The following is a 25,579-nucleotide window of genomic DNA, read 5'->3' as shown; positions in this document are numbered from 1 at the left end:
AAAGGTAATTTTACCGCCCATTTTAAAAAAGAAAAGAAGTATGGATTTTGAAATTTTGAAACAGCAAATAGAAGCTGCTGCCAAAAAAGCTTTTTTAGAAATGTATGAAAAACATGGGGCTGAACAGATCTACAGTTTTGCATTATATAGTGATGAAGGGGCAATGACGATATGTCCTGCTACCAATACCCTGCAAATGCTTGATGAAGACGATGAAGATCTGCTGTATTATAAATATGAACCCGCAGAATGGACCTATGAAATGGAAGGCGCCAATGATGATTTTAATGAAATATGCACTCGGCTTAGATCAGAGCTTGATCAGAATAGTGAGAACGATGAATGGTTTGAAGATTTTCAGGCCAAATTATATACTGCCTGTATTGAAGTATTGGAAAAACTTAAAAATGAGAATTTTTTCAGACAAATTACAGGCCGGGATATTTTCCTGATTTTTACGGTTTCAGATTATGAATTTGAGAAGCAGGATCTGAAGAATATTATTATCAGTCTTAATGATAATGAATATAAACGTGAATATCTGGAGTGGATGGACACCTGGGGCAATTAAAAGAATGAGTATTTAAAAAACACATTTTAACTATATTACTATGAAGCTAGATAAAATAATTGTCTCAGACACATCTCACGGAAGCAACGATCCTTATGATCTTATCCGTTCCAATATTTCAGTAGTAAATCTATTGGGTGAAGAAGGGATAGAGGAAGACAACATCCATGAAGATTCAGTAATCAGCTATTATGTTGATTATTATTTCTGGCAATATAAAAACGGCAATTTTTCCCAGTTTGTCTGGAATTCCGGCTGGTCGGAAGACTTGAATAAAACCATTGAAGAAGGTTTAATGAAGATGAAAGCAGAGAAACATCTGGAATTGTTTCTTGAACAATGTTCTAAGGTAGAGCAGCTGGCTGATGGAGAACTTCAGAAATTTCTGGAACGTGACTATTTTGGACCTAATCCTACAAGAGACCTCTTGAAAAACAGTTCGTTTTACAGTCTTGAAGAAGATCTTATTGCCCTTCATTCCCAGTGGCTGAAAGATCATCCGGATCTGAAAGTATTGCCTGTAGAGGAAATGTTTTCAGAATTGGAAAAATTGGTAGGGCGGAAAATTGACAGGTAAAATGAATCCTTTAAAACACTCTGATTATGGAAGATCTTAAAAAACTCAATATTGAATTTAAACAGTATCTTGAAGGAATCTCCGGAAAACTTACAGAAGATCTTATTCATCTGCTTAAAGGAGAAAATATACAGTATCTGGGAGCTAAAGATTCATCTGATATTAAGGCGCTCTATTTTGAATACGAATATGAATACCTGAATATCATTTGCTGGGGAGTAGACAAAACCGGCCAAATATCTACAGAGATAGTAAAGCTGCCGGAAACAGCGAATGAAAATGAAAAATGGAATGCACTGATCCCGGAAACGATATGGACCGCGGCTGCAGACTTCCAGGATCATTATGAAGGTGAGGATTTCGACGAAATTCTTGACGAATATGACAATGAAAAATACAGACTGTTTGAACAATGGTTTTTTGTTTGCTGGAAAAAAGCCTCAGAGCAGACCCACACAAAAAGAGATGCTTATTTTTCTATTCACGACACCTATTTCAGAACAGATCTGAATACTCTTAAAACCATCAATGAAGATGAAATTGCCCAACGCTACGAATAAAGAATAAACTTTTTTTATCCATTAACATAAAAATACCAAATCAAAAACAGATCAACACCCAATTATGAATTCATATCAATTTTACAAAAGAGAAGGAAATCAATATACTTTTAAAAATCAACCCGTATTAATTGCTATTCTCTCTGTTTTACTTCTTGCTGTTGCTGTTCTTATCTTTAATACTGCCAGAACCTTCAGCTATATTATCATTGCATTGGTGGGGCTTATCGTGGTCAATTTCTTTACGAAGAAGTTTGTTATTGATATGGATAGAAAAACCATTACCGGAAAACATACCATCTTTGTTCCGGCCAAAACGTATCCTATCCAGGATTTTACTCATTTTCATGTGCTGGCTACAAAGTACATGGGCTTAATTACCACGAATGTAATGCTTGCCATTTATTTTGAAGTGGATGGTGAAGAAAAACATTTGACGATAGGACAAGGTCTGAACCACGGTATCATCCAGAAAATGGCGAATGAGACTGAGGATATTATGAACATCAATGCTCCGGGTAATGAACGCAATAGACCGCTATAAATTTGAAGGGAGCGGAAGTGAAATAAGCTTTATGCCTGATTATCATTTCCTGCGTACTTTAGTTTGGTGGCTGGGACTAGGAGTGATTGCTCTTGTAGTTATTGTCTATTATTTCATGGATAAAATGTCTGGGGATCAATTCAGAACTGCGCTGATCATTTGGGGCATTTATGTGGCCTATCTCCTGTTTGAGATCATCTTCCGGGCTCCTGTAAAATATATTTTTGATAAATCAGAAAAATGTATTTATAAAAAATGGATGCTCTCCAAAAAGATCATGAACTTTGATGAAATGACCTATTTTATTAAGAATGAAAACGGAGGATACTGCTATCTGATCGGCAAAAAGCGGAATCAATTTGTAAAAAGCTACAGAATCAGTAATTATTTTTCAGGCTCAAAAGCTTCCCATAGAAGAGAAGACGAATACATCAAAGAAATACTATGTCCCGTTCTGACTGCTGTTGGAATTCCCCTGAATCAGGCTGAACAGTAAAAACAAATAACGATAAGTAGGGTAGAAACTACAACCATGACCAATATATGTATAACCATTCCCCTCTTCCGGAGGGGGTGGCAAAAATTCAAAGAATTTTTGACGGGGTGGTTAAGAAATTGTACAAAACTCCAACATTGAATCAATCATTCAATAAAAGACTCCGGGCTGTTTCGAAGAAACAGCCCGGAGTTATTATGATAAAGCTAATAATTAGTTAGCTAAAATTCTCTTTACAGCTTCTTTCACTGCAGCAGCATCAATTTTATACTTCTTCATCAATTCAGCAGGGGTTGCAGACTCTCCGAAAGTATCGTTTACCGCAACAAACTCCTGTCTTGTAGGTCTTTTTCTTGCAAGCATTCCCGCAACAGATTCTCCTAAACCACCTAGGTAGTTGTGCTCTTCAGCCGTTACAATCTTACCTGTTTTTTCAACAGATTTTAAGATGATCTCTTCATCAAGAGGCTTGATGGTGTGGATGTTGATCACCTCACAAGAAATACCTTCTTTTTCAAGCTCATCAGCCGCTACAAGAGATTCCCATACAAGGTGTCCTGTTGCAACGATTGTTACATCAGTACCTTCCTGAAGCATGATTCCTTTTCCGATTTCGAAAGGCATATCTTCAGGGATAAATACAGGAACAGTAGGTCTACCGAATCTTAAATATACAGGACCTTCAAAATCAGCAATTGCAAGAGTAGCCGCTTTTGTCTGGTTGTAGTCACAAGGGTTGATCACCGTCATTCCAGGAAGCATTTTCATCATTCCTATATCTTCCAATACCTGGTGAGTAGCTCCATCTTCTCCTAAAGTAAGACCTGCGTGAGATGCACAGATTTTTACATTTTTACCAGAGTAAGCAATAGATTGACGGATCTGGTCATATACTCTTGAAGTAGAGAAGTTAGCGAAAGTTCCGGTGAAAGGAATTTTTCCGGTGATGCTAAGACCTGCAGCAAGTCCCATCATGTTGGCTTCTGCAATACCTACCTGGATGAATCTTTCAGGAGCTTTTTCAATGAATTTCTCCATTTTCAAAGATCCGATAAGGTCTGCACAAAGTGCTACCACATTAGGATTTTTGTCAGCAAGCTCAGCTAATCCGGCTCCGAATCCTGAACGCGTGTCCTTTTTTTCTGTATATGTATATTTCATTTTTATTTTTATTAATCGAGATTTTAATGATAGTTAGAGATTAGTAGTCAGCAGGAGCTTCTAAATACAATTGTTTGAATGCTGTTTCCAATTGCTCATCATTAGGAGCTTTACCATGCCAAGCGTGAGATCCCATCATGAAATCTACTCCAGCACCCATTTCTGTGTGTAGGATAATGGCTATAGGTTTTCCTTTTCCTGTTTCTGTTTTTGCTTTTTCTAGAATAGCAATCACTGCTTCAAGATCGTTACCGTTCTTTTCTTCTAAAACAATCCATCCGAATGCTTCAAGTTTAGCATGAAGATTTCCAAGACTTAGTACATCATCTGTATCACCGTCAATCTGACGTCCGTTATAGTCAATAGTAGAAATGATGTTATCTACTTTTTTAGCCGCAGCAAACATCAGTGCTTCCCAGATCTGACCTTCCTGAAGTTCACCATCTCCGTGAAGAGAGTAAACAAGAGATTGATCTCCGTCCATTTTTTTACCTAAAGCAGCTCCTAACGCTACAGAAAGACCTTGCCCTAAAGAACCTGAAGCAATTCTGATTCCCGGAAGACCTTCATGAGTGGTTGGGTGACCCTGTAATCTTGAATCAAGCTTTCTGAAAGTGCTTAGCTCGTGTACCGGGAAGAAGTCGAATCTTGCCAGAGTAGAGTAGTACACCGGAGAAATATGCCCGTTTGATAGATAAAAATGATCTTCATTTTTGCCTTCCATTGTGAAAGGAAGTTTATAGTTCATTACTTTACCATAAAGCGCTGTGAAGAACTCTGTACAACCTAAACTTCCGCCCGGGTGTCCTGAATTTACAGCGTGAACCATTCTTAAAATGTCTCTTCTGATCTGCGTAGTAAGAGATTTTAACTCTTCAATACTTTTACTCATTATATCTGATTTATTTGCACGCAAATTTACACTTTTTTAATGGCTTACGGAAATGCAAAAATCCGGATGTGAAAACCCGGATTTTTATGTATTGATATATTTTTCTGCTTTTAACAGCCTTCGTTGATGTAAACAGTGATTTCCGTAACAATATTATTAGTTAATTTAAAAATTAATTGCGTTCCGGCATCATCATCTTCCAGACTGAAATACCCTGCTTCTTTAAGAGGTTTTCCGGTTTGCTCATTGTAGGCAGGATTGACGTTGAAGTGTGGGTAATTTCTGTAGGTATTGATCAATTCGTCTTTGGTATTTCCAACTCCCATACCGCTTTTGGTCTTAAATTTTTTGCTGGTTGTGGTAAGCCCTGTGATGGTAATGCCATCTGGATTTGCTGTTCCTCCATAGCCGCTGAAAACCTGTATGCCAATAAGCTCACCATTGTATTTTACATTATTTTTTTTCTCTCCATCGGTAATCTTCAGTGTCATTCCTGCTATTTTTTCAGCTTCTTTTTGATCCATGAAAATTTTGTACGGCCCGATTCTTAAAGTGGATATTTCAAAGTTTTCCTGCGCATGCATAAAACCGAATGCCAGTACGAATACGAATAGTGAAATAATTTTTTTCATAATTTTTTAATTCCTGTTCTTTATTTTGATAAGTTATTATGGACTTCAAAGATAGTCAAAATAGAGGATTTTAATGGGGAAACGAGGCTAAGCAGACTAAAATAAAAATAGAGTTCGGAGTTTCATATGAGACACTTTTATAATTACCTTTTTTGATTTTTTTATAAAATAATAATTATATTTTTTGTTGATTGTTATAAATTTGGTTAATTTTATAAAAATACAACACCATAAACTATGAAAATTAAACAATTGTCTTATCTGGGGATATTTGTACTATCCATTTCCCTGGGGAAAGCACAGGACTTTTTTACGGCGACCAGCGAAAGGTCCATAAAAGCAGATCCTAAAAACAGAACAGTAGAACCTGAAAAGTTTGCAACCTATACATTGGATGTAGCCGGGTTGAGAAGTTATTTCAATTCAGTTCCGGAATTGAAAGACCATGAGCGTAAAGACAATGCACCTATTATTGTCCTGCCTATGCCTGACGGGACAAAAGCAAAATTCAAAATATGGAAGTCTTCTGTAATGGCTCCGAAGCTGGCTGGGCAGTTTCCTCAGATTGTTACCCTTACAGGGCAGGGAGTAGATGACCGATATGCTACCATCAAGCTTGATCTTACAGAATTAGGATTTCATGCCCAGATAAAATCTGTAGTAACAGGTGATGTTTATATTGATCCATATGCAAAAAAAGATATTGAAAATTATATCATTTATAAAAAAAGTGATCTGATTAATAAGAATCCAAGAGTCTGTGAGACAAAGGAAGAAGAAACAGCGTTAGAAAAAAAAAATGTACAAAAAACCGTTACTCCAAGCGTAGGAACTCAAATTAGAATTTTCCGTATGGCAGTAGCCTGTACAGGGGAGTATGCCATAGCAGCAACCGGATCATCTTCACCTACTGTGGCCCAGACATTATCGGCTATTGTAACCTCTATCAATAGAGTGAATGGGGTATATGAGCAGGAAGTTGCTTCAAGATTGGTATTGGTAGACAATGAAACCAGCGTGATCTTCACCAATCCTAATACAGATCCTTTTAATGGAAACGATAGTGCAGGTACATTAATTACTGAAAGCCAAACTCAGATTACCGCTCTGATAGGGACGGCCAATTTTGATATAGGCCATACCTTCAGTACAGGTGGTGGTGGATTAGCAGGATTAGGTGTGATCTGTAACAACTCTCAGAAAGCAAGAGGAATCACAGGCTCACCTAATCCGGTAGGGGATCCTTATGATATCGATTATGTTGCGCATGAAGTGGGACATCAGTTCGGTGGTCCGCATACCTTTAACGCAACAACGTCCAACTGTGGAGGAGGTAACCGAAGTTCAGCCAATGCAGTAGAGCCGGGAAGTGGAATTACCATTATGGCTTACGCAGGAATTTGTGGAAGTGTGAATAACTTGGCAAATAACAGTATTCCTATTTTCCATACCCGTTCCTTCGAGTCTATTACAACAAAAGTTCAATCAACATCATGTCAGGTGATCAATTCTGTTGCCAACATCTCTCCCGTTGTAAACGCCGGAAGTAATTACACCATTCCTAAGAGTACACCATTTAAGTTAACAGGGTCTGCAACAGATGCTGACAATGATCCGCTTACTTATTGCTGGGAACAAAACGATTCGGGAGGAACACAATATGGAGGAGACTGGAATGCTCCTGTCGGGACTGCTCCATTATTCAGATCATTTATGCCGGTAGTAGATTCTTACAGATACTTCCCAAAAATTACGGATATTATCAACAATACGGTAACCAAAGGAGAAATTTTACCATCTTACGGAAGAACTATGGAATTCAGATTGACGGTAAGAGACAATAATTCAGGATGTGCAGGAGTAGCCAATGATGATGCTTCTATCACTGTTGATGGAAATTCCGGACCGTTTAAGGTAACAGCGCCTACTACAGCGGTAAACTGGATGGGTAACACGACCCAAACCATCACATGGGATGTAGCCAATACAACTGCTGCCCCGGTAAGTTGTGCCAACGTGAGTATTTATCTTTCTACAGACGGCGGATTCACTTATCCTATCACTATTTTAGATTCTACACCTAATGATGGTTCAGAAACTATTACCCTTCCTAATGTGAACACTTCACAGGCCAGAATTATGGTGGCAGGAAAAGGAAATGTATTCTTTAATATCAACCCTGTTAACTTCACCATCAATCAGAATCTGGCTGTAAATGAAGTGGCTGGAGATAAAGATGTATTTGCCGTGTATCCTAATCCAAGCAAAGGTTTACTGAACGTTAAATTTACCAAGTCCAATGAGGCATTTGATATTACAGTATACGACGTAAGCGGAAAATTAGTGTTTAATAAAACAGACAATAAATTAGGCCGTGATAATGTAGGTACCTTTAATCTTGAACAACTAGTGAAAGGAGACTATATCATCAGAATCAAAACAAAGAGCTTTGATAAAACGATGAAATGGATCAAGGAATAAATAAAATCTGAAGATCTTAATCTTATTAAAAAGGCTGTTTTCACGAATTGAAAACAGCCTTTTTTATTTTGTGTCCTGTGGCTTTGTTAAAACCTAAAAGATCATCAGTTAAACCACTCTTAAATATTGCTTATCCTTTACCAGCCACAAACCGATAAATGTAAGCAATCCGTTGAGCACGATCAGCTCCACACCAATTCTGTAATCCGTATAATTGGTCACTGCCATATTGATTAAATAAGTAAGAACAGGAGCTAAAATGGTCACCATAAGAATTGAATACTTTTTTGAAATCTTGAATTTGGTGAAAATTCCGAATGCAAAAAGTCCTAAAAGCGGTCCATAGGTGTACCCTGCAACTTCCATGATCAGATACACGATGGATTTGTCATTCAGAGCTTTGAAAACCATAATCAGGATGAAGAAAACCACAGTAAATGTCAGGTGTACTTTCATACGCAGACGTTTCTTTTCCTTTTCCGTTTTGCTTTTATCTTCATTAAGATTTAATAAATCTACACAGTAAGAACTGGTAACAGCCGTCAGAGCACCATCCGCAGAAGGGAATAAGGCAGAAATCAGTCCGATAATGAAAATAATGGAAATCGTCATCGGGAAATAGCCCTGAAGAGATAGCGCAGGGAAAAGATCATCTCCCATAATATTTTTGATGTTTCCGGAAGCATCTTTGAAACCGAAGATATTGCTCACCGGATCTGTACCTGTTGTTCCGTATTCTGCCCCATGCTGTAAAGCAAAAAGGTAAAGTAATCCTCCCAGAAATAAGAACGCAAGATTAACCAGCAGAAGAGTTCCCGCAAAGGTCAACATGTTTTTCTTTGAATTTTTAAGATTGTCCACAGAAATGTTTTTCTGCATCATTTCCTGATCCAGCCCTGTCATGGCGATCGTAATAAAAATACCACCCAGAATCGTCTTAAGGAAAAAGGTTTTTGAGTTGGGGTCAAAATTGATAAAATGCGTATAATTTTTCTGTCCAAGAATTGTATAAGCTTCACCAAAAGATAAATTCAGGTTTGATAAAATATAAACAATACAGGCCACCAAACTGATGATCATAAAAGAAGTCTGCAAAGTATCCGTGATGACGATGGTTTTTACTCCACCTTCAAAAGTGTACAGAAGGACCATCAGCAAAAGCACCATGGACGTTACCCAAAACGGAACTCCAAGCCCTTCAAGAAGGAATATCTGTAAAACATTCACTACCAGATATAGTCTTGCCGTAGCCCCAATTGCTCTGGAGATGATAAAAAATATAGAACCGATCTTATGAGCCTCTACATTGAATCTTTTTCCCAGATAAGTATAAATAGAAGTCAGGTTCATCTTATAATATAAAGGCAGTAATATGGCAGCCACTATAAAATATCCGATGAAAAATCCGATAACCATCATATAATATTCGAAACCGCCGTAGATATATTCGGAGCCGGTCATTTTACCTACAGTTCCCGGAACAGAAATAAAAGTAACTCCGCTTAAGCTGGTCCCGATCATCCCGAATGCAACGAGCCACCATTTACTTTTTTTATTTCCGATAAAAAATGACTGGTTGTCAGAATTCCGGCTGGTGAAATAAGAGATCACCAAAAGGCCTATAAAGTAGACAAAAACAAATAGCAAAAGGACAGTTCCTGGATTCATGCTTATATTTTAAATTTCAGCAAATATATAAAAAAGATCGATCGTGAATCGTGAATTTAGAGGATGGAGCCGAAAGAGAATCGTGAAAGACGAAATTTGTTTCAAAGCTGGTTTTGGGTAATGAATGGAAACTAGTTTAAAATAAAACAAAAACCTTTCAGAAATACTCTGAAAGGTTTGTATTGTAAGGGGTGGAAAACACTGACTAATTCACCAGGACATCCTGAAGTTCCTCACTCTTTTGGAAACTGGCCTTCGCAAACGGGCAGAGCGGAATAATTTTTTTTCCATTCTTCCTTGCGAAGTCTACAGCTGCCAGAAGCATTTCCTTACCTACACCTTTTCCGTTGTAGGCTTCTTCCACCTCGGTGTGGTCTATAATAAATCTTTCTTCTCCTGCCCAGGTATAGGTCATCATTCCTGCGCGTCTTCCATCTATGAAAGCTTCAAAACTTCCGTGTTTTTCGTCGTTGTTTTGTTTTACTTCGATCATATTATGAGAATTTAGTTAATATTTCTATATCGTTGGTTAATATTTTGTGAACAGGGCATGCGTCTGCAATCGTGTGAAGTCTTTTCAGCTGTTCAGCATCCAGAACTCCCTCGAAGCTTATATCTCTTTTGAAAACCGCTCTTTTGGTCAATGGATAATTTTCGAGTTCTACTTCTACATTGATGTTTTCTACATCCCATTCCTTTCTTTCAATATACATTCTCAAAGTCGCTGCCGTACAGCTGGCAAGAGATGTAGCAAGAATTTCCATAGGATTGAAGCCTTTGTTCTGCCCGCCTTTGTCGATGGGTTCATCAGTAATGATCTGATTTTCGCCAGCCGTTACTTCTGTATAATATTTTGTTTTTCCTAAACTCGCTTTTACCGTTACCGCCATTATTTTTCTGTGTTGAATTTATAACTTAATGCACCGGAAGGGCATTGATCAATCTGTTTTTTTAGTTCTTCCGGGGTGGCATTCTCTGCCTTTATCCAGGGTCTGTCTTTTGGGTTATAGACTTTGGGAAGCATTTTTACACATACAGCCGAGTGAATACATTTCTGAGGCTGCCAGATGACCGTAATGTCACCGTTGGGATATTCGTGTGTTTCCATATTAATGTTCTTTTAATGATTTTTCGATTCTTCTGTCAGGAATCAGCCATATAAGAGCCACGATGTAATAAAAACCTATGGCAATATAAGGATAAAAAAATGAAGTTGCTATGCCCAGTATATAAAATATAATCGATATATATTCTTTATATCTTGAATGAATTGCTTCCTTCAGTTTAGAATTTTCTCCTTCACAGCGGATGATTACATTTTCTAAAATGGTATAGGCCACAGCACTCATGATGAGACCAATTCCATAGGTAGCCACCGGATTTTCCGCAAAGCCTGTCGTTCCGATCCATTCCGTAGCAATAGGCATCAGCGACAGCCAGAACAGCAAATGCAGATTGGCCCAGAGAATACTTCCGTTTACTTTCTTCACCGTCTGAAACAGGTGGTGATGGTTATTCCAGTAGATTCCTACATAGATAAAACTGAAAATATAAGCCAGGAACTTAGGAAGGAGAGGCTTAAGACTAGCCCAGCTGCTTCCTTCAGGTACTTTCAGTTCAAGCACCATGATGGTGATGATAATGGCCAGTACGCCATCGCTGAAAGCTTCTAATCTGCCTTTAGTCATTGATTCTGATCTGATTCTTAAAGTTCTCGATCCTGTTTTTGAGATCGGCAAGCATATCAGGATTGATCACGCCGCTTTCCAGATCAAAATTTTCATAGAACTTCGGAAGTGAAAACGTATCCTTTATATCAGCCGCAAACTGAGGAAAAAATGTTTTTGCCGTATTCATCACATTCCCTCCGCCATAGCCTCCCGGAGAAGTGCTCATCAGAAGCATGGGTTTATTCTGAAATACCTTTACATTGATCCTTGAAGCCCAGTCGAAGACATTCTTAAAGGCTGCGCTATAAGACCGGTTGTGCTCTGCAAGAGAACAGATAATAACATCGCATGCTTCGATCTCCTTTAGAAATCGGTGTGCCTCATCAGGAAATCCCTTTTTTTCAAGATCTACTGAAAAAACAGGCATCGTAAAATCGTTGAGGTCGATGAGATTGATGTCTTCATTCTGAAAATCTTTCAGAACAAACTTTACCAGTTCTCTGTTGATAGAAGTGGAAGAAGTACTTCCTGCAAATGCTAATATTTTCATGGCTTTTGATGATCCTGACCGGATCTTATTTTCTGTTTAAAATTGCTTTTGGCAATGGTACGTATTCATTTTCGTCACCGGGAACCAAAGGAAAGGCGTCGTGATTCTGATCATTCCAGTTTACCTTAGCCTGATCAATCATTTCTTTGTCAGAGTTCACAAAATTCCAGAATATAAAACGCTCTTCATCAAAAGGCTCTCCGCCAAAAAGATAAACCGTTCCGTTTTCACTCATATCAAATTCACAAAGTTTGGTGTCCTTAGCGATCATCAGCTGTTTGGAGCCGTAAGAATTTCCTTCCGTAGTGACCGTCCCATCCAGTACATACATCGCTGCTTCTCCGTAAAGATCTTTTCCAATGCTTATTTTTTTGGCTTCTTTGGTTTTGATCTCTATAAAAAATAATTTGCTGTGTACAGGCACAGGAGACGTTCTTCCAAATGCTTCACCGGCAATCAGTTTATATTGAATGCCATCTTCCTCCCACACAGGAATATCATTTTCTTCGATGTGATGAAAAGTAGGTTCTGCCTGCTCAAGGTGCTTTGGAAGTCCCACCCAGATCTGGAATCCATGAAGTCTTTTATCGCTGTGTCTTAAATACTCAGGAGTTCTTTCCGAATGTACAACCCCTTTTCCGGCAGTCATCCAGTTGACGGCACCTGGCTTTATTTCAATAGCACTTCCGATGCTGTCTCTGTGGAAAATAGATCCTTCAAGCAGATAGGTGAGGGTAGACAATCCGATATGCGGATGTGGAGGAACATCAAGATTCTGATAATCCTTTAGCTCAGAAGGTCCCATGTGATCAATAAAAACAAAAGGTCCAACCGCTCTTTTCTCACGGAAAGGAAGAAGTCTTCCTACCAGAAAGTTCCCTATATCTGCCGCTTTTTCTTCAATGATAAGTCCAATATTTGACATGATGATGTAATACTTTTTTAAATTTATAATTAAACTAAACTGAAAGGAGTTGGGATTTAAAGCTTGTCGTACCCCTCAAACCTTTCATCCACAATACGTTTCCATTCCGGATGCTTTTTGATGAAAGCAAAAACATAAGGACAGTAAGGAAGAAGTTTTTTATCGCTTTCTTCAATATAGTTCAGGGTTTTTTCCACGACTGCAGCTGCCGCACCTGTACCTGCTAGCTCCGGTTCTGCCTCAGTATGGATGAGAGCGATCTGATGAGTCGTTTCACGGTAATCAATGAATGCATAATGGCCGTTTAGTTCTATTTCAAATCTTTTGTCAGTTTTTACGAGAGGTATATTTTCGAATTCTGGTTTCATAATTTTTTGTAATTAATGGGGGTTATAGAGTGTATTGAAGACTAAACCTAACAGGTTTCTGAAACCCGTTAGGTTTGGTCCATCATTCTTTATGTATTATATAAAGTTAGTAAAAAAGGAACAATTTAAAGTTAAGGAAAGCTTAAATCTATTCGTTTAATCTTCCAGATAACCAAATTTTCCGGTGTTGAAATCTTCAAAAGCCTGCATAATTTCCTCTCTGGAGTTCATTACAAAAGGCCCGTGAGGATAGATCGGTTCATTGATGGGTTCTCCGCTGATGATCAAAACCACTGCATCTTCGCTGGCTTCAATACTGAATGTTTCGCCTTCATTTCTGAACAGAACAAAATGATCCGCTTTTACTTTTTCTTCTCCGTTGATAATGATGCTTCCTTCAATCACTAAAGCGGCTGTATTGAAATGAGCAGGAAAATCAAACATCGCTTTTCCACCTGCTTTAAGTTTTGCATTCATCATATGAACTGGTGTAAAAGTGGAGGCAGGACCTTTATGTCCGTTATATTCTCCGGCAATTACTTCCACCAGACCATTTTCTCCCAGGTCAACTTTTACCATGCTGGTATTTTCTATAGCCTGGTATTTCGGGCTGCTCATTTTATCTTTTGCCGGAAGGTTTACCCAAAGCTGAACCATCTGAAAGATTCCTCCTTCTTTAGCCCATTCCGTTTCATGATACTCTTTGTGGAGAACGCCTTTTGCAGCAGTCATCCATTGTACGTCACCTTCTCCGATGACGCCGCCTCCGCCTGCACTGTCATGATGTTCTACTTTGCCATTATAGGCTATTGTCACCGTTTCAAAACCTCTGTGCGGATGAACTCCTACGCCTCTTGGTCTGTCTGAACCGTTGAAGTGAAATTTTGAATTGTAATCAAGCATAATGAACGGGTCCATTCTTTTCATGTCTAATCCATGTACGCCTGGAATAAAATTATGAACCCTAAAACCATCACCCACAAAATGTGCAGGTCTTGGAGAGACTACGATTTCTATTTGTTTAGTTGCCATAATATTGTTGATTTATGTAAACAAAAATACCATACTTATATACCAAGTGCATTGATCTGTGATAAGTTCGTAGGGGCGCTGAAAGGGTAAAATCGTAAAAGGGCAAAAAAGCAAGACCGTAAAAAGGTAGAACGGCAAAAAAGGAGAATCTATAGCGTAATTATTTTTGGCAAAAAGGATAATGAGTAAGACTTGAAAGATGAATAAACACATTCGCCTTTCTTCCTTTTAATAGGTATGATTTTCCGCCTCCTTTACTTTCTTCGCTTCCTTCGCCTTCCCAGCTTTCTTTCACCCTTTCACCCTTTTGCCCTTTCGCTTTTTTACTTTTTTGCCTTCAAACAATTCCCCCCAAAAAAATCACTCCTCCTTCGATTTCATATTTTTCCCATCCGAAATATGAAGTCTTCTGAATACTAAACCTGATAAAATGGTCAGTATTCCTACGGTAAGGAATGTGTATCGGAATGCATTGTGAATTTCTCCCTTGATAAGATCCGTATTTTCAAACAATTTTAAAACGATCAGCCCGAAAGCAATTCCAAAGCCGATGGCAAGCTGCTGGTTGACGGATATGAGAGAGTTTCCGCTGCTGGTCTGGAAATTCCGGAGATCAGCAATTGAAATAGTATTCATGGAAGTAAACTGAATGGAGTTGAAGAATCCTAATACAGCAATAATGGGGACGAACCAGTATAAAGAAGTATGAATATCGGGAATAGCAAGCAGACAGATCAGCGTTCCGATGATAAATGTGTTGACCATTAAAGTCTGGCGATAGCCGTATTTATCCAGAATCTTGATCACGGAAGATTTACCAAAGATGGCGGTAAGAGCCATGGGTGCAATGATCCATCCTGAAGTAACCGCAGATTGTTTATAAGCGATCTGAATCATCAGGGGAAGAAGCAACGGAACAGAGCTGATTCCTAACCTTGTGGCCAGATTTCCTACAATCCCTACCCGGAATGTTCTTACCTGAAAAAGGTTTAATGGGAAAATAGGATTTCCGCCTCGTTTGGCGTGCTTATAATAGTAATAGAGAAAAAGAAAGCCCAGGATGAATACCAGCAGGACGGGAGTGATATTCTGCATATCTCCGAAAAGTTCCAATGAAATGGAAAGTAGGAGGGAAGCGGCGGCAAAGATTAAAAACCCTTTTAAATCAAAATCTACATCATCTGATTTATAATTGGGCATATATTTTAATCCTAAAACAATTCCCAGAAGGCCGATCGGGATATTGATCAGAAAGATCCAGTGCCATGAAAGGTAGTCTACCATATAACCTCCCACCAACGGACCGAGTACAGGTCCGATAAGTGCGGGGATAATAGCAAAGTTCATCGCTTTGAGTAATTCGCTTTTATCAAAAGTTTTGATCAGAGCAAGCTTTCCGACAGGAGTCATCAGACTTCCACCGACTCCCTGAACGACCCTTGAAATAACAAGGTGGGTAAGATTCTGAGACAGGGAACAAAATAACGATCCCAAACTGAATAGTACCAATGAGAAAATAAATACTTTTTTCGTTCCGAACCGATCGGCCAGAAATCCGCTGGCAGGCATGAAGACCGCAAGGGTAAGAACATAGCTGATAATTGCATTCTGCATATTCAGCGGAGACTCGTGAAGGTCTTTGGCAATGGAAGGTAAAGAAGTATTCAGAATAGTAGAATCCAGCATCTGCATAAAAATAGCAGTGGCCAGGATCAAAGGGAGAATTTTCTTGATGGACGTCTGTTGAGGGCTTGTTTCTGTCATTTTTTATAGGCTGGAATATTCGGAATTTCTAGGCTTATTTTTATTTTGAAGAAAGTGCTTGCTTTAAGCGGTTTGATCTTTAGATCATGAAATCCATATAAAATTAAAAAAGTCCTGTGAATTTTCACAGGACTTTTTGATTTATTTTCTAGGTTTCTCTACTCCTTTCCATTCGTCGCCGGCTTTTCTGTACTGGCTCAAAGTGAATTTTTTGAAATCCTTGGTTTTGTATTCAATATTATCTGTATTCTGCTCAAACGGCATGATGTAGTAATATTCTATATCGGTTTTGTCAGACTTGTTTCCTTTTTTTACCGAAGGAACATATTTGGAGAACTTATAGCTTGGAAGATATTGCTTCAGTCTAACGTAGAAATCTTTGTCATCTTTCTCACTCGGGATAATATCTACAATGTTCAGATCATCTTTTTTCTTATCAATCCAAAGGTAATACGTCTTCTCTTCACCCATATTTCTGTTGAAAGAGTTGAAGGCAAAAAGTTCTTTCGGTACCAACTCTTTGATCTTTTCAGGATCTACCTTTGTATAATATTGTCCTTTGGAAGGATCTACATACGTTTCCAGGTTATACATCAGAACAGAATTGTTTTCGAAATTTTTATTTTTAAAATACTGGTTTAGAGATAATTCTGCTGTTGCTCTCAGTTCCTTACCTCTGGCATCAAGCTTTTTTGTTGGGTTCTGAGGGTTTACATATTTTACAAACTCATATAATACTATAGGTTTAATGTCTTTAAGGTGAGGATACGTTTTCAGTTGCTCTGCCTTTACAAGCCAGTAGTATTGTTGATAATAGTCATCTTTATCTGCATCTTTCACACTCTTATAAGCCAAAGCAAGCTTTTTTGAATTCAGATATTTGCCATATTTTCCTTGTCCAAAAGCAAAACTGATGAATAATAGGGCAAACAAAACAGTAAGGTTTCTTCTCATTTTTTTATAATTGATATTTTCGTTTTCCAAATATAATTATTTATTAGATATTATTTTGGATTGTCAGTTAAATTATGCTATATTATTATCGTTAATTCAAAAAAGAATCCTGTATTGCTACAGGATTGATAAATTATTGAGGTGGAAGCCAGTAATTGGAAACAAAATGAGAAATTCGGAGAGATAGAAAAATAGACTGAATCTCAGAAGCTTATAACCTTAGATATTGAACCTCAAACCTTAAACCTCAAACTCAATTAATAAGAAGTCTCATGTACCTTCACCGCTCTTCCACTTGGATCATTCATTTTTTTGAAAGCTTCATCCCATTCCAGGGCAATAGGAGTGGAACATGCTACGGATGGTACAGAAGGAACTGTAGCAGCCGCTGTTTCGCTTGGGAAATGCTCTTCAAAAATAGTTCGGTAACGGTATTCTTCTTTATTTTGAGGGGTGTTTAGCGGGAATCTGAATCTTGCATTAGCCATCATTTCGTCAGTCACTTCTTTTTCGGCCACTTCTTTTAAAGTATCGATCCATGAATAACCCACTCCATCTGAAAACTGTTCTTTCTGTCTCCATGCGATAGATTCCGGAAGAAGGTCTTCAAATGCTTTTCTCAATACCCATTTTTCGATCTTGCCTTCTGCGGTGTTGATCATTTTGTCTTTTGGGTTAAGGGTCATGGCAATATCCATAAATTCTTTGTCAAGGAAAGGAATCCTGCCTTCTATTCCCCAGCTCATCAAAGCTTTGTTGGCTCTTAAACAATCGTAAAGGTGCAGTTTCCCGAGCTTTCTTACCGTTTCATCATGGAATTCCTGTGCGTTCGGAGCTTTGTGGAAATATAAATATCCACCGAATAATTCATCCGAGCCTTCGCCGGAAAGAACCATTTTGATCCCCATCGATTTGATTACTCTGGCAAGAAGATACATGGGAGTAGAAGCTCTGATCGTGGTTACATCATAGGTTTCAAGATGATAAATGACGTCGCGTACAGCATCCAGTCCTTCCTGAACGGTAAAGTTGACCTCATGGTGAACAGATCCGATATGTTCGGCTGCTTTTTGTGCTGCTGCCAGATCTGGAGATCCTACAAGGCCTACCGCAAAACTGTGAAGTCTTGGGTACCATGCTTCCTGGGTATCGCCGCTTTCAATTCTCTGTCTTGCAAATTTTGCAGTAATTGCTGAAATGACGGAAGAATCCAGACCGCCGGAAAGTAAAACCCCGTAAGGAACATCACTCATGAGTTGTCTGTGAACGGCATCTTCAAGACCTTTTCGCAATTGGGCAATATCCGTTTCGTTTTCTTTTACATGATCAAAGCTTTCCCAGTCTCTTTTGTACCATTGCTGAAGTTCCGCACCGTCTTTACTGTATACGAAATGTCCCGGTAAAAAAGATTCAATGGTTTTGCATACTCCTTCAAGAGCTTTTAATTCAGAAGCTACATAATAGTTCCCGTTTTTGTCCCATCCCTGATATAGTGGGCAGATTCCCATATGGTCACGGGCGATGAGGTAGACCTCATTTTCAGTGTCATATAAAGCAAATGCAAAGATTCCGTTCAGTTTTTCAACGAAGTCTTTTCCGTATTTTCTGTATAATGCCAGGATTACTTCACAATCAGACTGGGTCTGAAATTCATAATCCGGAAATTCTTCTTTTAATTCTCTATGGTTATAGATTTCACCGTTTACGGCTAATACTACTTTTCCGTCTTTTGTAAATAAAGGCTGCTTTCCTGATGTAGGATCAACAATAGCCAGCCTCTCGTGGGAGAATACTACTTTTTCATCCTGAAAAACCCCACTCCAATCCGGTCCTCTGTGACGGATCTTTTTTGACATTTCCAAAACCTGAGGTCTTAATATTTCGGTTTTCTGCTTGGCGTCAAATAAACATACAATTCCACACATAATTTTATTATTTATAGAACAAAAGTAGAGGTGATGTTTATAAATAACAATAAAAAAAGATTAAATGTGAATTTTATAAATCAAATAATATTTTTAAGTTAAAATTTTTAACTATTTATTTGAATTGACGTGTTTTTGATTGATTTTTTTCGTTGAGCCTAAATTAATTATATTTTCTATACGAAATAAAAATGACATATTTATTAATATATGGTAATTTATTATATGAATTTTAACCCTTACTTTGTGGCTCGAAATAATTTTTTTTCATCATTTGTGTTTTTACCTTCTTGCAATTCTCATGCAAGAAGGTTTTGTTTTTATTGTACCCCTAGTAAAACCCCAGAAACATTCCATGAACTGAAGCTTGTACCTTCTGTAGGGCCCTGCGGTATCTTTACCTGAACGGTATGTTTTCCTGCTTTCAGATCACCTAGTGAAATGAAGTTGGGGTTGGTTACTGTTCCCGGACACCAGTTGGATCTGCTGAGGTCTGATGATGAAAGTCCATCCTGAAAATTTCCGGAAGCCGGATTATATAGACGGTATGAGCCGCAGTCGGTTCTCCAAGGTGTAAAAGAAAATACCGGTTTGCCATCGATAAATATAGAATTGGTTTTAGGAACAAACTCGTCTCCGTTTTCCCAGCCTCCATGTCCGGTAGTGGTATATCTCAGCTGAGCGTTCTTCAAATCTTTCGCTAAAGTAAATTCCATAAAAAGACCTTTCTCCTGGTTGAACATCGTAGAGTAGTCCTGTCCGGCCATTTCCATAATGTTCAACGTATTAAACAAAGGGATAGCCACATTATTTTTATAGGTATTCTGATCGCTTTTGTGAATCGTAATATCGAGGCTTACTTTATGACCTCCTTTATCGTAATTACCAATAAAGGTACCTACCCAAAGCTCTTTTCCTGATAAAGAAGGCTTTAATTCTGTAATGTCCTGTCGGTAAGGGCTGATAGTCTGCCAATCCTTTCCTTTAAGCTGAATATGATTAAACTTCTGGATTCCGAAAGCGGTAAAGAACCGCATCATTTCCGTTGCGGGACTATAATTTTCTGTAGCAGTGATGCCAAAGTATTGTTTTCCGTTCCCATTCTCGAAAACAGGAAGGGTCTTTGCTCCTTTTTCCAGTCCATCAAAGAAAGACTGTTCTTTATCCTGCGGAATGAAAAATACAGTTCCGGTTCTGTCGTAAGCATCTCCGTTCGACTGTTGTTTCAGCTCTACAAAAATATTTTCACCCTCTGCAATGGCAGGAAATTTTACCTTTTTTAGGATGATCGTTCCGTTGGCATATCTTTTTATCTGATCATCAGATTTTGAAGCATCAGAAAAGTTGATTGTTTCATTTTCGAAAACATTCAATGTTGTAAATCTGCTTTTCCACAGAAGATCTTTGTAGCTTAGCTGATCAGTGGCTTGAACAGATCCTTTTATGATGTTCTCAATTCCTGTATTTTTAATTTTTTTGATCGATTTGGCAGTAACCAGAGAATTTTTATTCCTTTCTACTTCCAAAACAAGTCCCAGATTTTGTCCCAATACTGATGGACCTCCCTGAAGTTTCAGATCATTGGTATACCAGATCTCAATCGTATTTGAATTGATTTTAGTAACCGCTTTTTTACAGGTGTATCCTAAAATTTTCTTTGTCTCGTTGGTAAGCTCAAAATTTTGTTTCCCTACAGATTCTTTATCTGAGGCAGAGATAACCGATTCCGGTTTTAAAAAGGCATAGGAAACAATTGTATTAGAAGGCTTTTCTACCTTGGTGATCTCAAAAGGATAACTGCTTTTTTGTTCTTTAATGATTGTATTGAGAATGAAATTTTCTTTTTCATTGGCCCAAACGATGGTAGAAGGCTGATCTGTGGATGTTTTTCCGTTATAAGAGCTGGTATACTGAATTTCATAGGTCTGTGCAGAAAACAGACAATATAGAAAGACAGTCAGAAAATTGAAAACAATTCTTGTATGCATATATAAATGAGTTTACTGCAAAGGTATTCTAAACTTTTTACAGCATCAAAACGGGTTAATCTATATAATATGTAGACAATATAAGCTAAATGTTACAAAAGATGTTACAATTTTGTGAAGATTTTGATTTTGGGGTGAAAATGCTGGAAGCAAGAAGAAGGAGGCTGGAAGTTCCTTCGGCTCTTAGTTTCAAACCTATTTAAATTATTATTAAAAATAAAAAACTACCCCGAAATAGAGTAGTTTTTGTATTTATTTGTTGGGTTTAGATTAAGAAACTCTCTCAATCAAAGCCATATAGAATCCGTCATACCCTTCACTAGGCATTACTTTTTCATCCTTGATCATTTTGAACCCTGGATTGTTTTTGATAAATTCTTCTACCTGAAGATTATTTTCAGAAGGAAGGATAGAACAGGTAGCATACACCATTTTTCCTCCTTTCTTCAGCATTTTAGAATAATCCTGAAGGATCTGCTGTTGTTCTTTTTTAATTCTGTCAATGAAGTCCTGATCAATTTTCCATTTACTGTCCGGGTTTCTTTTTAAAACTCCAAGACCTGAACATGGGGCATCAATCAATAATCGGTCAGCCTTTTCATGAAGACGCTTGATTACTTTATTATCAGAAATCATACGCGTTTCGATGTTGTGAGCTCCGGCTCTTTTAGCACGACGTTTCAATTCTGCAAGTTTCCAGTCGAAAATATCCAAAGCAACGATCTGTCCTTTGTTTTTCATCAATGCCGCAAGGTGAAGTGTTTTTCCACCGGCACCGGCACAGGCATCCACGACTCTCTGACCTTCTTTTACGTCAAGGAAATATCCGATCTTCTGAGAAGAAGCATCCTGAACTTCAAATAAACCTTCTTTAAATGCCGTTGTAAGGAAAACATTCTTTTTTTCCTCCAGTTGAACAGCATCAGGATAATTTTTAATAGGGAAAGAAACAACTCCTTCGTCTGAAAGATCAGAAATAAGTTCTTTAGTAGTTGTTCTAAGAGAATTGGCTCTTAAAACCGTAGGAGCCTGCTCATTCAAAGCGGTCATTTCTCTTTCCCACTTAGCTCCCAGTTCTTTTTCAAGAGTTTCTGCCAGCCAGTCCGGGATAGAATGTTCTATCGCTTTTGTAGGAACTGTGTTCTTTTTAAGTTTGGTAAGGATGTCTGCGATCTTGATCCCGTCAAATTCTTCAAATTTTTTATAATTGGTCTTGCTCCAAAGAAGATAAGCAATGATTAATTTATAAATATTGTTGGGCTTCACCCCTTCGCCCATATAATATTCAAGGCGTTTTTTCCAACGGATGATATTGTAGAAAATCTCAGAAACAACGGCTCTGTCCTGGCTTCCCCATTTTTTGTTTGCCTTTAAAAGTCTTTCAATAACTTTATCGGCATACTTGTTTTTTTCAAAAAATGTTTCCTGTAAGGCATCGTGAATCCCGATAGCCAAGTTTCTGTGAATAAGTTCCATAAATTTGCTTCGCTGTTTGAATCTGCAAAAATACGAATTAAAGTTGAGAGTTGTGGATTTGAGTGGGAGAGTTTGAGAAGAGGAGGGGGGAGAGTTGATGAATGCTGGTAAACAGAGGATTTTGTATCCGCTTTTTGTGACATTCATAAATTTCAACGCAGAGTCCACAAGGATATTTGCAGGGTATTTTAATTTTAAGCTCGCAAGGGCGTTTCACTCAGCGAAGGGTTACCCATTTACCTTGGCTGAGTGAAACGCCTTCGCGAACAAATAATATATGATATGAATATCCCTACTTTGCGAACATTAGCGTTTGAAACTTAATGGTATCGATTGAAGACGAATTATACATAACATTTTAAATGATAGAAATAAATTTCACTGAATTTTTAAAGATTTTTTCAGAAGATTTACTTTTTTTATTCGGCAATCGTAGCTTTTCATTCAGAGATGATTGAACTCCTTTTTTGCTTAAATGAAAAAAAATGACAAACAAAATATGCACGTTTATCAATATACCTTATTTTCTTTACATTTACCTTAGTTAGTTTGTATTAATTCATTTGGTGGTGATAATATTAAGACTGCTTATCGTCTACTATACTGACTTTTATCTCTTGACTTCAACCTTCAAAAAGCCCTACCTTTGCAAAAAATTAAAATATGAGTGATACAGTACTTTGTCCGAAATGCAGCTCTGAGTTTACTTACCCGAGCGATAATATGATGGTATGTTCTCAGTGTTTCTATGAGTGGAATCCTGAAGAAGCAGCCTCTGAAGCGGCTAGCGAAGGAAAAATATTCGACTCTAACGGAAATGAACTTCAGGATGGAGATTCCGTAGTGGTAGTAAAAGATCTTCCGGTAAAAGGAGCTCCAAAGCCGGTAAAAGCAGGTACTAAAGTGAAAAATATCCGTTTAAGACCTGGAAGCGATCATAATATTGACTGTAAAATTGATGGTTTCGGAGCGATGGCTTTAAAGTCTGAGTTCGTGAAGAAGGCCTAAAATACAGTTGGCTTTTAGCAACTGATTTGACTGTAAATGTCTGCTTGGTTTGTCATAAGCCCATAAAAAAAGGAAAAAATTGGACAGTGTAATCTTTCAAAAGACTTAATTGCAAGATTGCTAATGTCCTTCTGGAAGGCAGAAAGAGAATTAACCAAAAATTTCCTTATGCTGTGGAAATACAAATGTAAGAAAAAGTTTCGTAACAGGTTCTTATGTTTGTGTTTTTTTATTGATAAGTGTAAGGGAATGTAGAAGTTATGGGCTGGAGAGGGCGAAATGGCAAAAAGGAGGAAGGGCAAAAATGGAGACTGAGGGATTTAAATGGCAAAGAAGGCGAAGAAAGCAGAAAGGCAAAGAAGATGAAGAAAACGAATGACGGTGGAGAGGGCGAAATGGCAAAAGGGAGGAAAGGCGAAAATGAAGATGGTGAATAGAGCTTGATAGAGCAATACAACGAAGAAATAAATAATAAAAAGGCGATTTTGTAACCTCACAAAATCACCTTTTTTATTTAATGATTATTTAGATTAAAAAGCAAAAACAAGATCTATAAAATCTCCTTTTACTAATAAAGCTTATTAGCTATCTTTGCTTTCTTTGCCTTTTAACAATTTTACAATTTTACAATTTTGCGATTTCACGATTTCGCCCTTTTCCCCTAACCAAACGAAATATTAACCTTCCCATCTAACCTCCCATCCGTATACACCACAAGCTCTTTTTCTTTCACACGAATCTTATTCCAATAGTAGTTTCCTGCAAATCTGCTTTCCAGTACTTCGGCTTCCTGCCCATTTTCTGTGATCTTTATTTCTTTGGGGTAATAAGAGAATTTCGGAAGGTTAAAGTCTGCCGCTTCGGTTTCATTAAAGATATTCACTTCTCCGAATAGTTTGGCGACGTAGGAATTGTAAGGTTGCTTGTAGGTCTCTTCCGGGTTGTCGTTCTGAATCAGTCTTCCGTTCTGAAGGATGACAATCTGGTCAAGCCACGGCATAATGTCCTGAAGCTCGTGAGTAGAAATGATCAGAGAGATTTTGCGTTGCTTTACATATCGGAAAAGCCTTTCTCTGAGTTCAATTTTTCTGGGGAAATCCAGATTACTGAACGGCTCGTCCAGAATAAGCAGTTTGGGCAATACTGAAAGAGCTCTTGCAATGGCTACACGCTGTTGCTGGCCGCCACTCAGATATTTTGGAAGCACATTAGCAAACTCCTGAAGTCCTACTACTTCAAGAAGTTCCATGACAGTTTCTCTTTTTTGAGTTAGGTTGATATTTGAAATAAATTTCCCCACATTTTCGGCAACGGTTGCATAAGGCATGAGGTCAAAATTCTGTGCTACGAATTTCATTTCTGCCTCTCCGGGTACCAGATTTCCTTTAGGTCCTAAAAGGCGCGTTCCGTTAAAAATAATCTCACCGCTTTGCCAGTCAAGAAGACCGTAGATCAGGCTGAGCAGCGTTGATTTTCCGCATCCGCTTTCTCCCGCCAGAGCAATGATTCTGTTTTCCTCAAACTGTAGATTAAGGTTCTGAAACAGGGGTTTTTCCGGATTGTGAGAGAAAAATAAATTGTTTATTTCTAATAGCATATTACAAATGTAAGGTTTTTATGAAAACACAATTTTTTTTATTATATTAGCGGAAGTAATAAAAATAAATCAAAAATGAGAAAAAAACTGTTTTCGTTGGCTATTCCTGCTTTATTCGTTGCTGCTGTAATGGTTTCTTGTAAAAAAGACAAACCGCTTACCAGTGAGAGTAATGAGGTGACGACTACCAAAGATGGTAGCCAGTACACTTTGGATACGCTAAACAGTAAGGTTGAATGGAAAGGATATAAAGTATTTAAATCTGAAAATACAAGCCACTTTGGAACCATCAAGTTTGAAAGCGGTGACGTGACGGTGAAAGACGGAAAACTGGAAAGCGGTAAATTTGTTGCTGATATGAACTCATTGACTTCTGTGGATCTGAAAGACAGCCCGGAAGATATGGGAAAATTGAATGGACACCTTAAGAGCGGTGACTTCTTTGAAGTGGAAAAATTCCCTACTGCTTCTTATGAAATTACAAAAGTAACTCCTGCTACAGAAGGAGATTACAATACCCTTCTGGATGGTAATCTTACCATTAAAGGAATTACAAAACCTGTTCAGTTCAAAGCGAATGTTTCTGTAAAAGAAGGAGAGGTGAGTGTAGCGACTGAGCCGAAGGATATTAAGAGAGAAGAGTTTGGCGTAAAATTCCAGGCTCCAGCTGAAAACGGAGTGATCAAAGACGAGGTAACTCTTCAGATCAACGTAAAAGCTTTAGAAAAGAAATAATTTTT

General features: G+C 38.0%; 27 protein-coding genes. 9 read left to right on the top strand and 18 right to left on the bottom strand.

Features of this window, described 5'->3' with window-relative positions; translation table 11 throughout:
* Positions 1-40 precede the first annotated feature (40 nt).
* The 5 genes from AC106K_RS17295 (at position 41) to AC106K_RS17275 (ending at position 2,748) form a co-directional block, all read left to right on the top strand.
* Positions 41-571, top strand: a complete 531-nt coding sequence (locus AC106K_RS17295; RefSeq protein WP_482446701.1) for a DUF4303 domain-containing protein — start codon at positions 41-43, stop codon at positions 569-571.
* 40 nt (positions 572-611) lie between these two features.
* Positions 612-1,148 carry a DMP19 family protein gene (locus AC106K_RS17290; protein WP_482446700.1) on the top strand — a complete coding sequence of 179 codons (537 nt, stop codon included), beginning with the start codon at positions 612-614 and terminating at the stop codon, positions 1,146-1,148.
* A gap of 26 nt (positions 1,149-1,174) precedes the next feature.
* Positions 1,175-1,708, top strand: coding sequence for a hypothetical protein (locus AC106K_RS17285; protein ID WP_482446699.1), 534 nt, complete (start codon positions 1,175-1,177; stop codon positions 1,706-1,708).
* A 64-nt stretch (positions 1,709-1,772) separates the two neighbouring features.
* Positions 1,773-2,252 carry a hypothetical protein gene (locus AC106K_RS17280; RefSeq protein WP_482446698.1) on the top strand — a complete coding sequence of 160 codons (480 nt, stop codon included), beginning with the start codon at positions 1,773-1,775 and terminating at the stop codon, positions 2,250-2,252.
* On the top strand, positions 2,230-2,748 hold the full coding sequence (locus tag AC106K_RS17275; protein ID WP_482446697.1) for a hypothetical protein: 519 nt from the start codon (positions 2,230-2,232) through the stop codon (positions 2,746-2,748). Before AC106K_RS17280 ends, AC106K_RS17275 begins: the two co-directional genes overlap by 23 nt.
* Positions 2,749-2,961: 213 nt before the next feature.
* Here the strand turns inward: AC106K_RS17275 and AC106K_RS17270 are convergent, their stop codons facing one another.
* The 3 genes from AC106K_RS17270 to AC106K_RS17260 all read right to left on the bottom strand — a co-directional run bounded on the left by AC106K_RS17270 (position 2,962) and on the right by AC106K_RS17260 (position 5,433).
* Positions 2,962-3,909 (bottom strand): transketolase family protein, encoded by a 948-nt coding sequence (locus AC106K_RS17270; protein WP_047098429.1) that lies wholly within the window; start codon positions 3,907-3,909, stop codon positions 2,962-2,964.
* Positions 3,910-3,949: 40 nt separating this feature from the next.
* A complete protein-coding gene (locus tag AC106K_RS17265) occupies positions 3,950-4,804 on the bottom strand; it encodes a transketolase (RefSeq protein ID WP_482446974.1) in 855 nt (284 codons plus the stop codon).
* Positions 4,805-4,911: 107 nt separating this feature from the next.
* Positions 4,912-5,433 (bottom strand): hypothetical protein, encoded by a 522-nt coding sequence (locus AC106K_RS17260; protein ID WP_482446696.1) that lies wholly within the window; start codon positions 5,431-5,433, stop codon positions 4,912-4,914.
* A 237-nt stretch (positions 5,434-5,670) separates the two neighbouring features.
* Between AC106K_RS17260 and AC106K_RS17255 the strand changes: the two genes are divergently transcribed.
* Positions 5,671-7,914, top strand: a complete 2,244-nt coding sequence (locus AC106K_RS17255) for a reprolysin-like metallopeptidase (RefSeq protein WP_482446695.1) — start codon at positions 5,671-5,673, stop codon at positions 7,912-7,914.
* A 108-nt stretch (positions 7,915-8,022) separates the two neighbouring features.
* Here the strand turns inward: AC106K_RS17255 and AC106K_RS17250 are convergent, their stop codons facing one another.
* The 14 genes from AC106K_RS17250 to AC106K_RS17185 all read right to left on the bottom strand — a co-directional run bounded on the left by AC106K_RS17250 (position 8,023) and on the right by AC106K_RS17185 (position 22,234).
* Positions 8,023-9,582, bottom strand: coding sequence for a sodium:solute symporter (locus tag AC106K_RS17250; RefSeq protein WP_482446694.1), 1,560 nt, complete (start codon positions 9,580-9,582; stop codon positions 8,023-8,025).
* A gap of 205 nt (positions 9,583-9,787) precedes the next feature.
* Positions 9,788-10,075 (bottom strand): GNAT family N-acetyltransferase, encoded by a 288-nt coding sequence (locus tag AC106K_RS17245; protein WP_002984420.1) that lies wholly within the window; start codon positions 10,073-10,075, stop codon positions 9,788-9,790.
* A 1-nt stretch (position 10,076) separates the two neighbouring features.
* Entirely contained in the window at positions 10,077-10,472 is a 396-nt protein-coding gene (locus AC106K_RS17240; protein ID WP_185289280.1) for an OsmC family protein, read from the bottom strand.
* Complete coding sequence (locus tag AC106K_RS17235; RefSeq protein ID WP_047098434.1) at positions 10,472-10,690, bottom strand: (4Fe-4S)-binding protein; 219 nt, start codon at positions 10,688-10,690, stop codon at positions 10,472-10,474. The genes AC106K_RS17240 and AC106K_RS17235 overlap by 1 nt, the downstream gene beginning before the upstream one ends.
* Before the next feature lies 1 nt (position 10,691).
* On the bottom strand, positions 10,692-11,270 hold the full coding sequence (locus AC106K_RS17230) for a TMEM175 family protein (RefSeq protein WP_482446693.1): 579 nt from the start codon (positions 11,268-11,270) through the stop codon (positions 10,692-10,694).
* Entirely contained in the window at positions 11,263-11,802 is a 540-nt protein-coding gene (locus tag AC106K_RS17225) for an NADPH-dependent FMN reductase (protein ID WP_482446692.1), read from the bottom strand. Before AC106K_RS17225 ends, AC106K_RS17230 begins: the two co-directional genes overlap by 8 nt.
* A gap of 25 nt (positions 11,803-11,827) precedes the next feature.
* Positions 11,828-12,727 (bottom strand): pirin family protein, encoded by a 900-nt coding sequence (locus tag AC106K_RS17220; RefSeq protein ID WP_482446691.1) that lies wholly within the window; start codon positions 12,725-12,727, stop codon positions 11,828-11,830.
* Between the two features lie 56 nt (positions 12,728-12,783).
* Positions 12,784-13,095: a GNAT family N-acetyltransferase gene (locus AC106K_RS17215; protein ID WP_482446690.1), complete on the bottom strand. Its 312-nt coding sequence runs from the start codon at positions 13,093-13,095 to the stop codon at positions 12,784-12,786.
* 156 nt (positions 13,096-13,251) lie between these two features.
* Complete coding sequence (locus tag AC106K_RS17210) at positions 13,252-14,127, bottom strand: pirin family protein (RefSeq protein ID WP_482446689.1); 876 nt, start codon at positions 14,125-14,127, stop codon at positions 13,252-13,254.
* 360 nt (positions 14,128-14,487) lie between these two features.
* Positions 14,488-15,891 carry an MFS transporter gene (locus AC106K_RS17205; protein WP_482446688.1) on the bottom strand — a complete coding sequence of 468 codons (1,404 nt, stop codon included), beginning with the start codon at positions 15,889-15,891 and terminating at the stop codon, positions 14,488-14,490.
* 141 nt (positions 15,892-16,032) lie between these two features.
* Positions 16,033-16,845 carry a hypothetical protein gene (locus AC106K_RS17200; RefSeq protein WP_482446687.1) on the bottom strand — a complete coding sequence of 271 codons (813 nt, stop codon included), beginning with the start codon at positions 16,843-16,845 and terminating at the stop codon, positions 16,033-16,035.
* Positions 16,846-17,102: 257 nt separating this feature from the next.
* Positions 17,103-18,770, bottom strand: a complete 1,668-nt coding sequence (asnB, locus tag AC106K_RS17195; protein ID WP_482446686.1) for an asparagine synthase B — start codon at positions 18,768-18,770, stop codon at positions 17,103-17,105.
* 320 nt (positions 18,771-19,090) lie between these two features.
* On the bottom strand, positions 19,091-20,758 hold the full coding sequence (locus AC106K_RS17190) for a GLPGLI family protein (RefSeq protein WP_482446685.1): 1,668 nt from the start codon (positions 20,756-20,758) through the stop codon (positions 19,091-19,093).
* A gap of 270 nt (positions 20,759-21,028) precedes the next feature.
* The gene (locus AC106K_RS17185; RefSeq protein WP_482446684.1) at positions 21,029-22,234 is read right to left on the bottom strand and encodes an RsmB/NOP family class I SAM-dependent RNA methyltransferase; all 1,206 of its coding nucleotides are present in this window, start codon (positions 22,232-22,234) and stop codon (positions 21,029-21,031) included.
* Between the two features lie 663 nt (positions 22,235-22,897).
* On the opposite strand from AC106K_RS17185, the gene AC106K_RS17180 reads away from it, so the two are divergent.
* Positions 22,898-23,242: a zinc ribbon domain-containing protein YjdM gene (locus AC106K_RS17180; RefSeq protein WP_482446683.1), complete on the top strand. Its 345-nt coding sequence runs from the start codon at positions 22,898-22,900 to the stop codon at positions 23,240-23,242.
* Between the two features lie 260 nt (positions 23,243-23,502).
* Positions 23,503-23,679, top strand: coding sequence for a hypothetical protein (locus AC106K_RS17175; protein WP_482446682.1), 177 nt, complete (start codon positions 23,503-23,505; stop codon positions 23,677-23,679).
* A 224-nt stretch (positions 23,680-23,903) separates the two neighbouring features.
* Here the strand turns inward: AC106K_RS17175 and AC106K_RS17170 are convergent, their stop codons facing one another.
* Positions 23,904-24,839, bottom strand: coding sequence for a sulfate/molybdate ABC transporter ATP-binding protein (locus AC106K_RS17170; RefSeq protein WP_482446681.1), 936 nt, complete (start codon positions 24,837-24,839; stop codon positions 23,904-23,906).
* A gap of 75 nt (positions 24,840-24,914) precedes the next feature.
* On the opposite strand from AC106K_RS17170, the gene AC106K_RS17165 reads away from it, so the two are divergent.
* Positions 24,915-25,574, top strand: a complete 660-nt coding sequence (locus AC106K_RS17165) for a YceI family protein (protein ID WP_482446680.1) — start codon at positions 24,915-24,917, stop codon at positions 25,572-25,574.
* The last annotated feature ends 5 nt before the right edge of the window (positions 25,575-25,579 follow it).

This window comes from Chryseobacterium sp. FR048 (assembly GCF_056844665.1).
The sequence above is the reverse complement of the archived record's forward strand: the minus strand, read 5'-3'. Positions and strand labels throughout refer to the sequence as shown.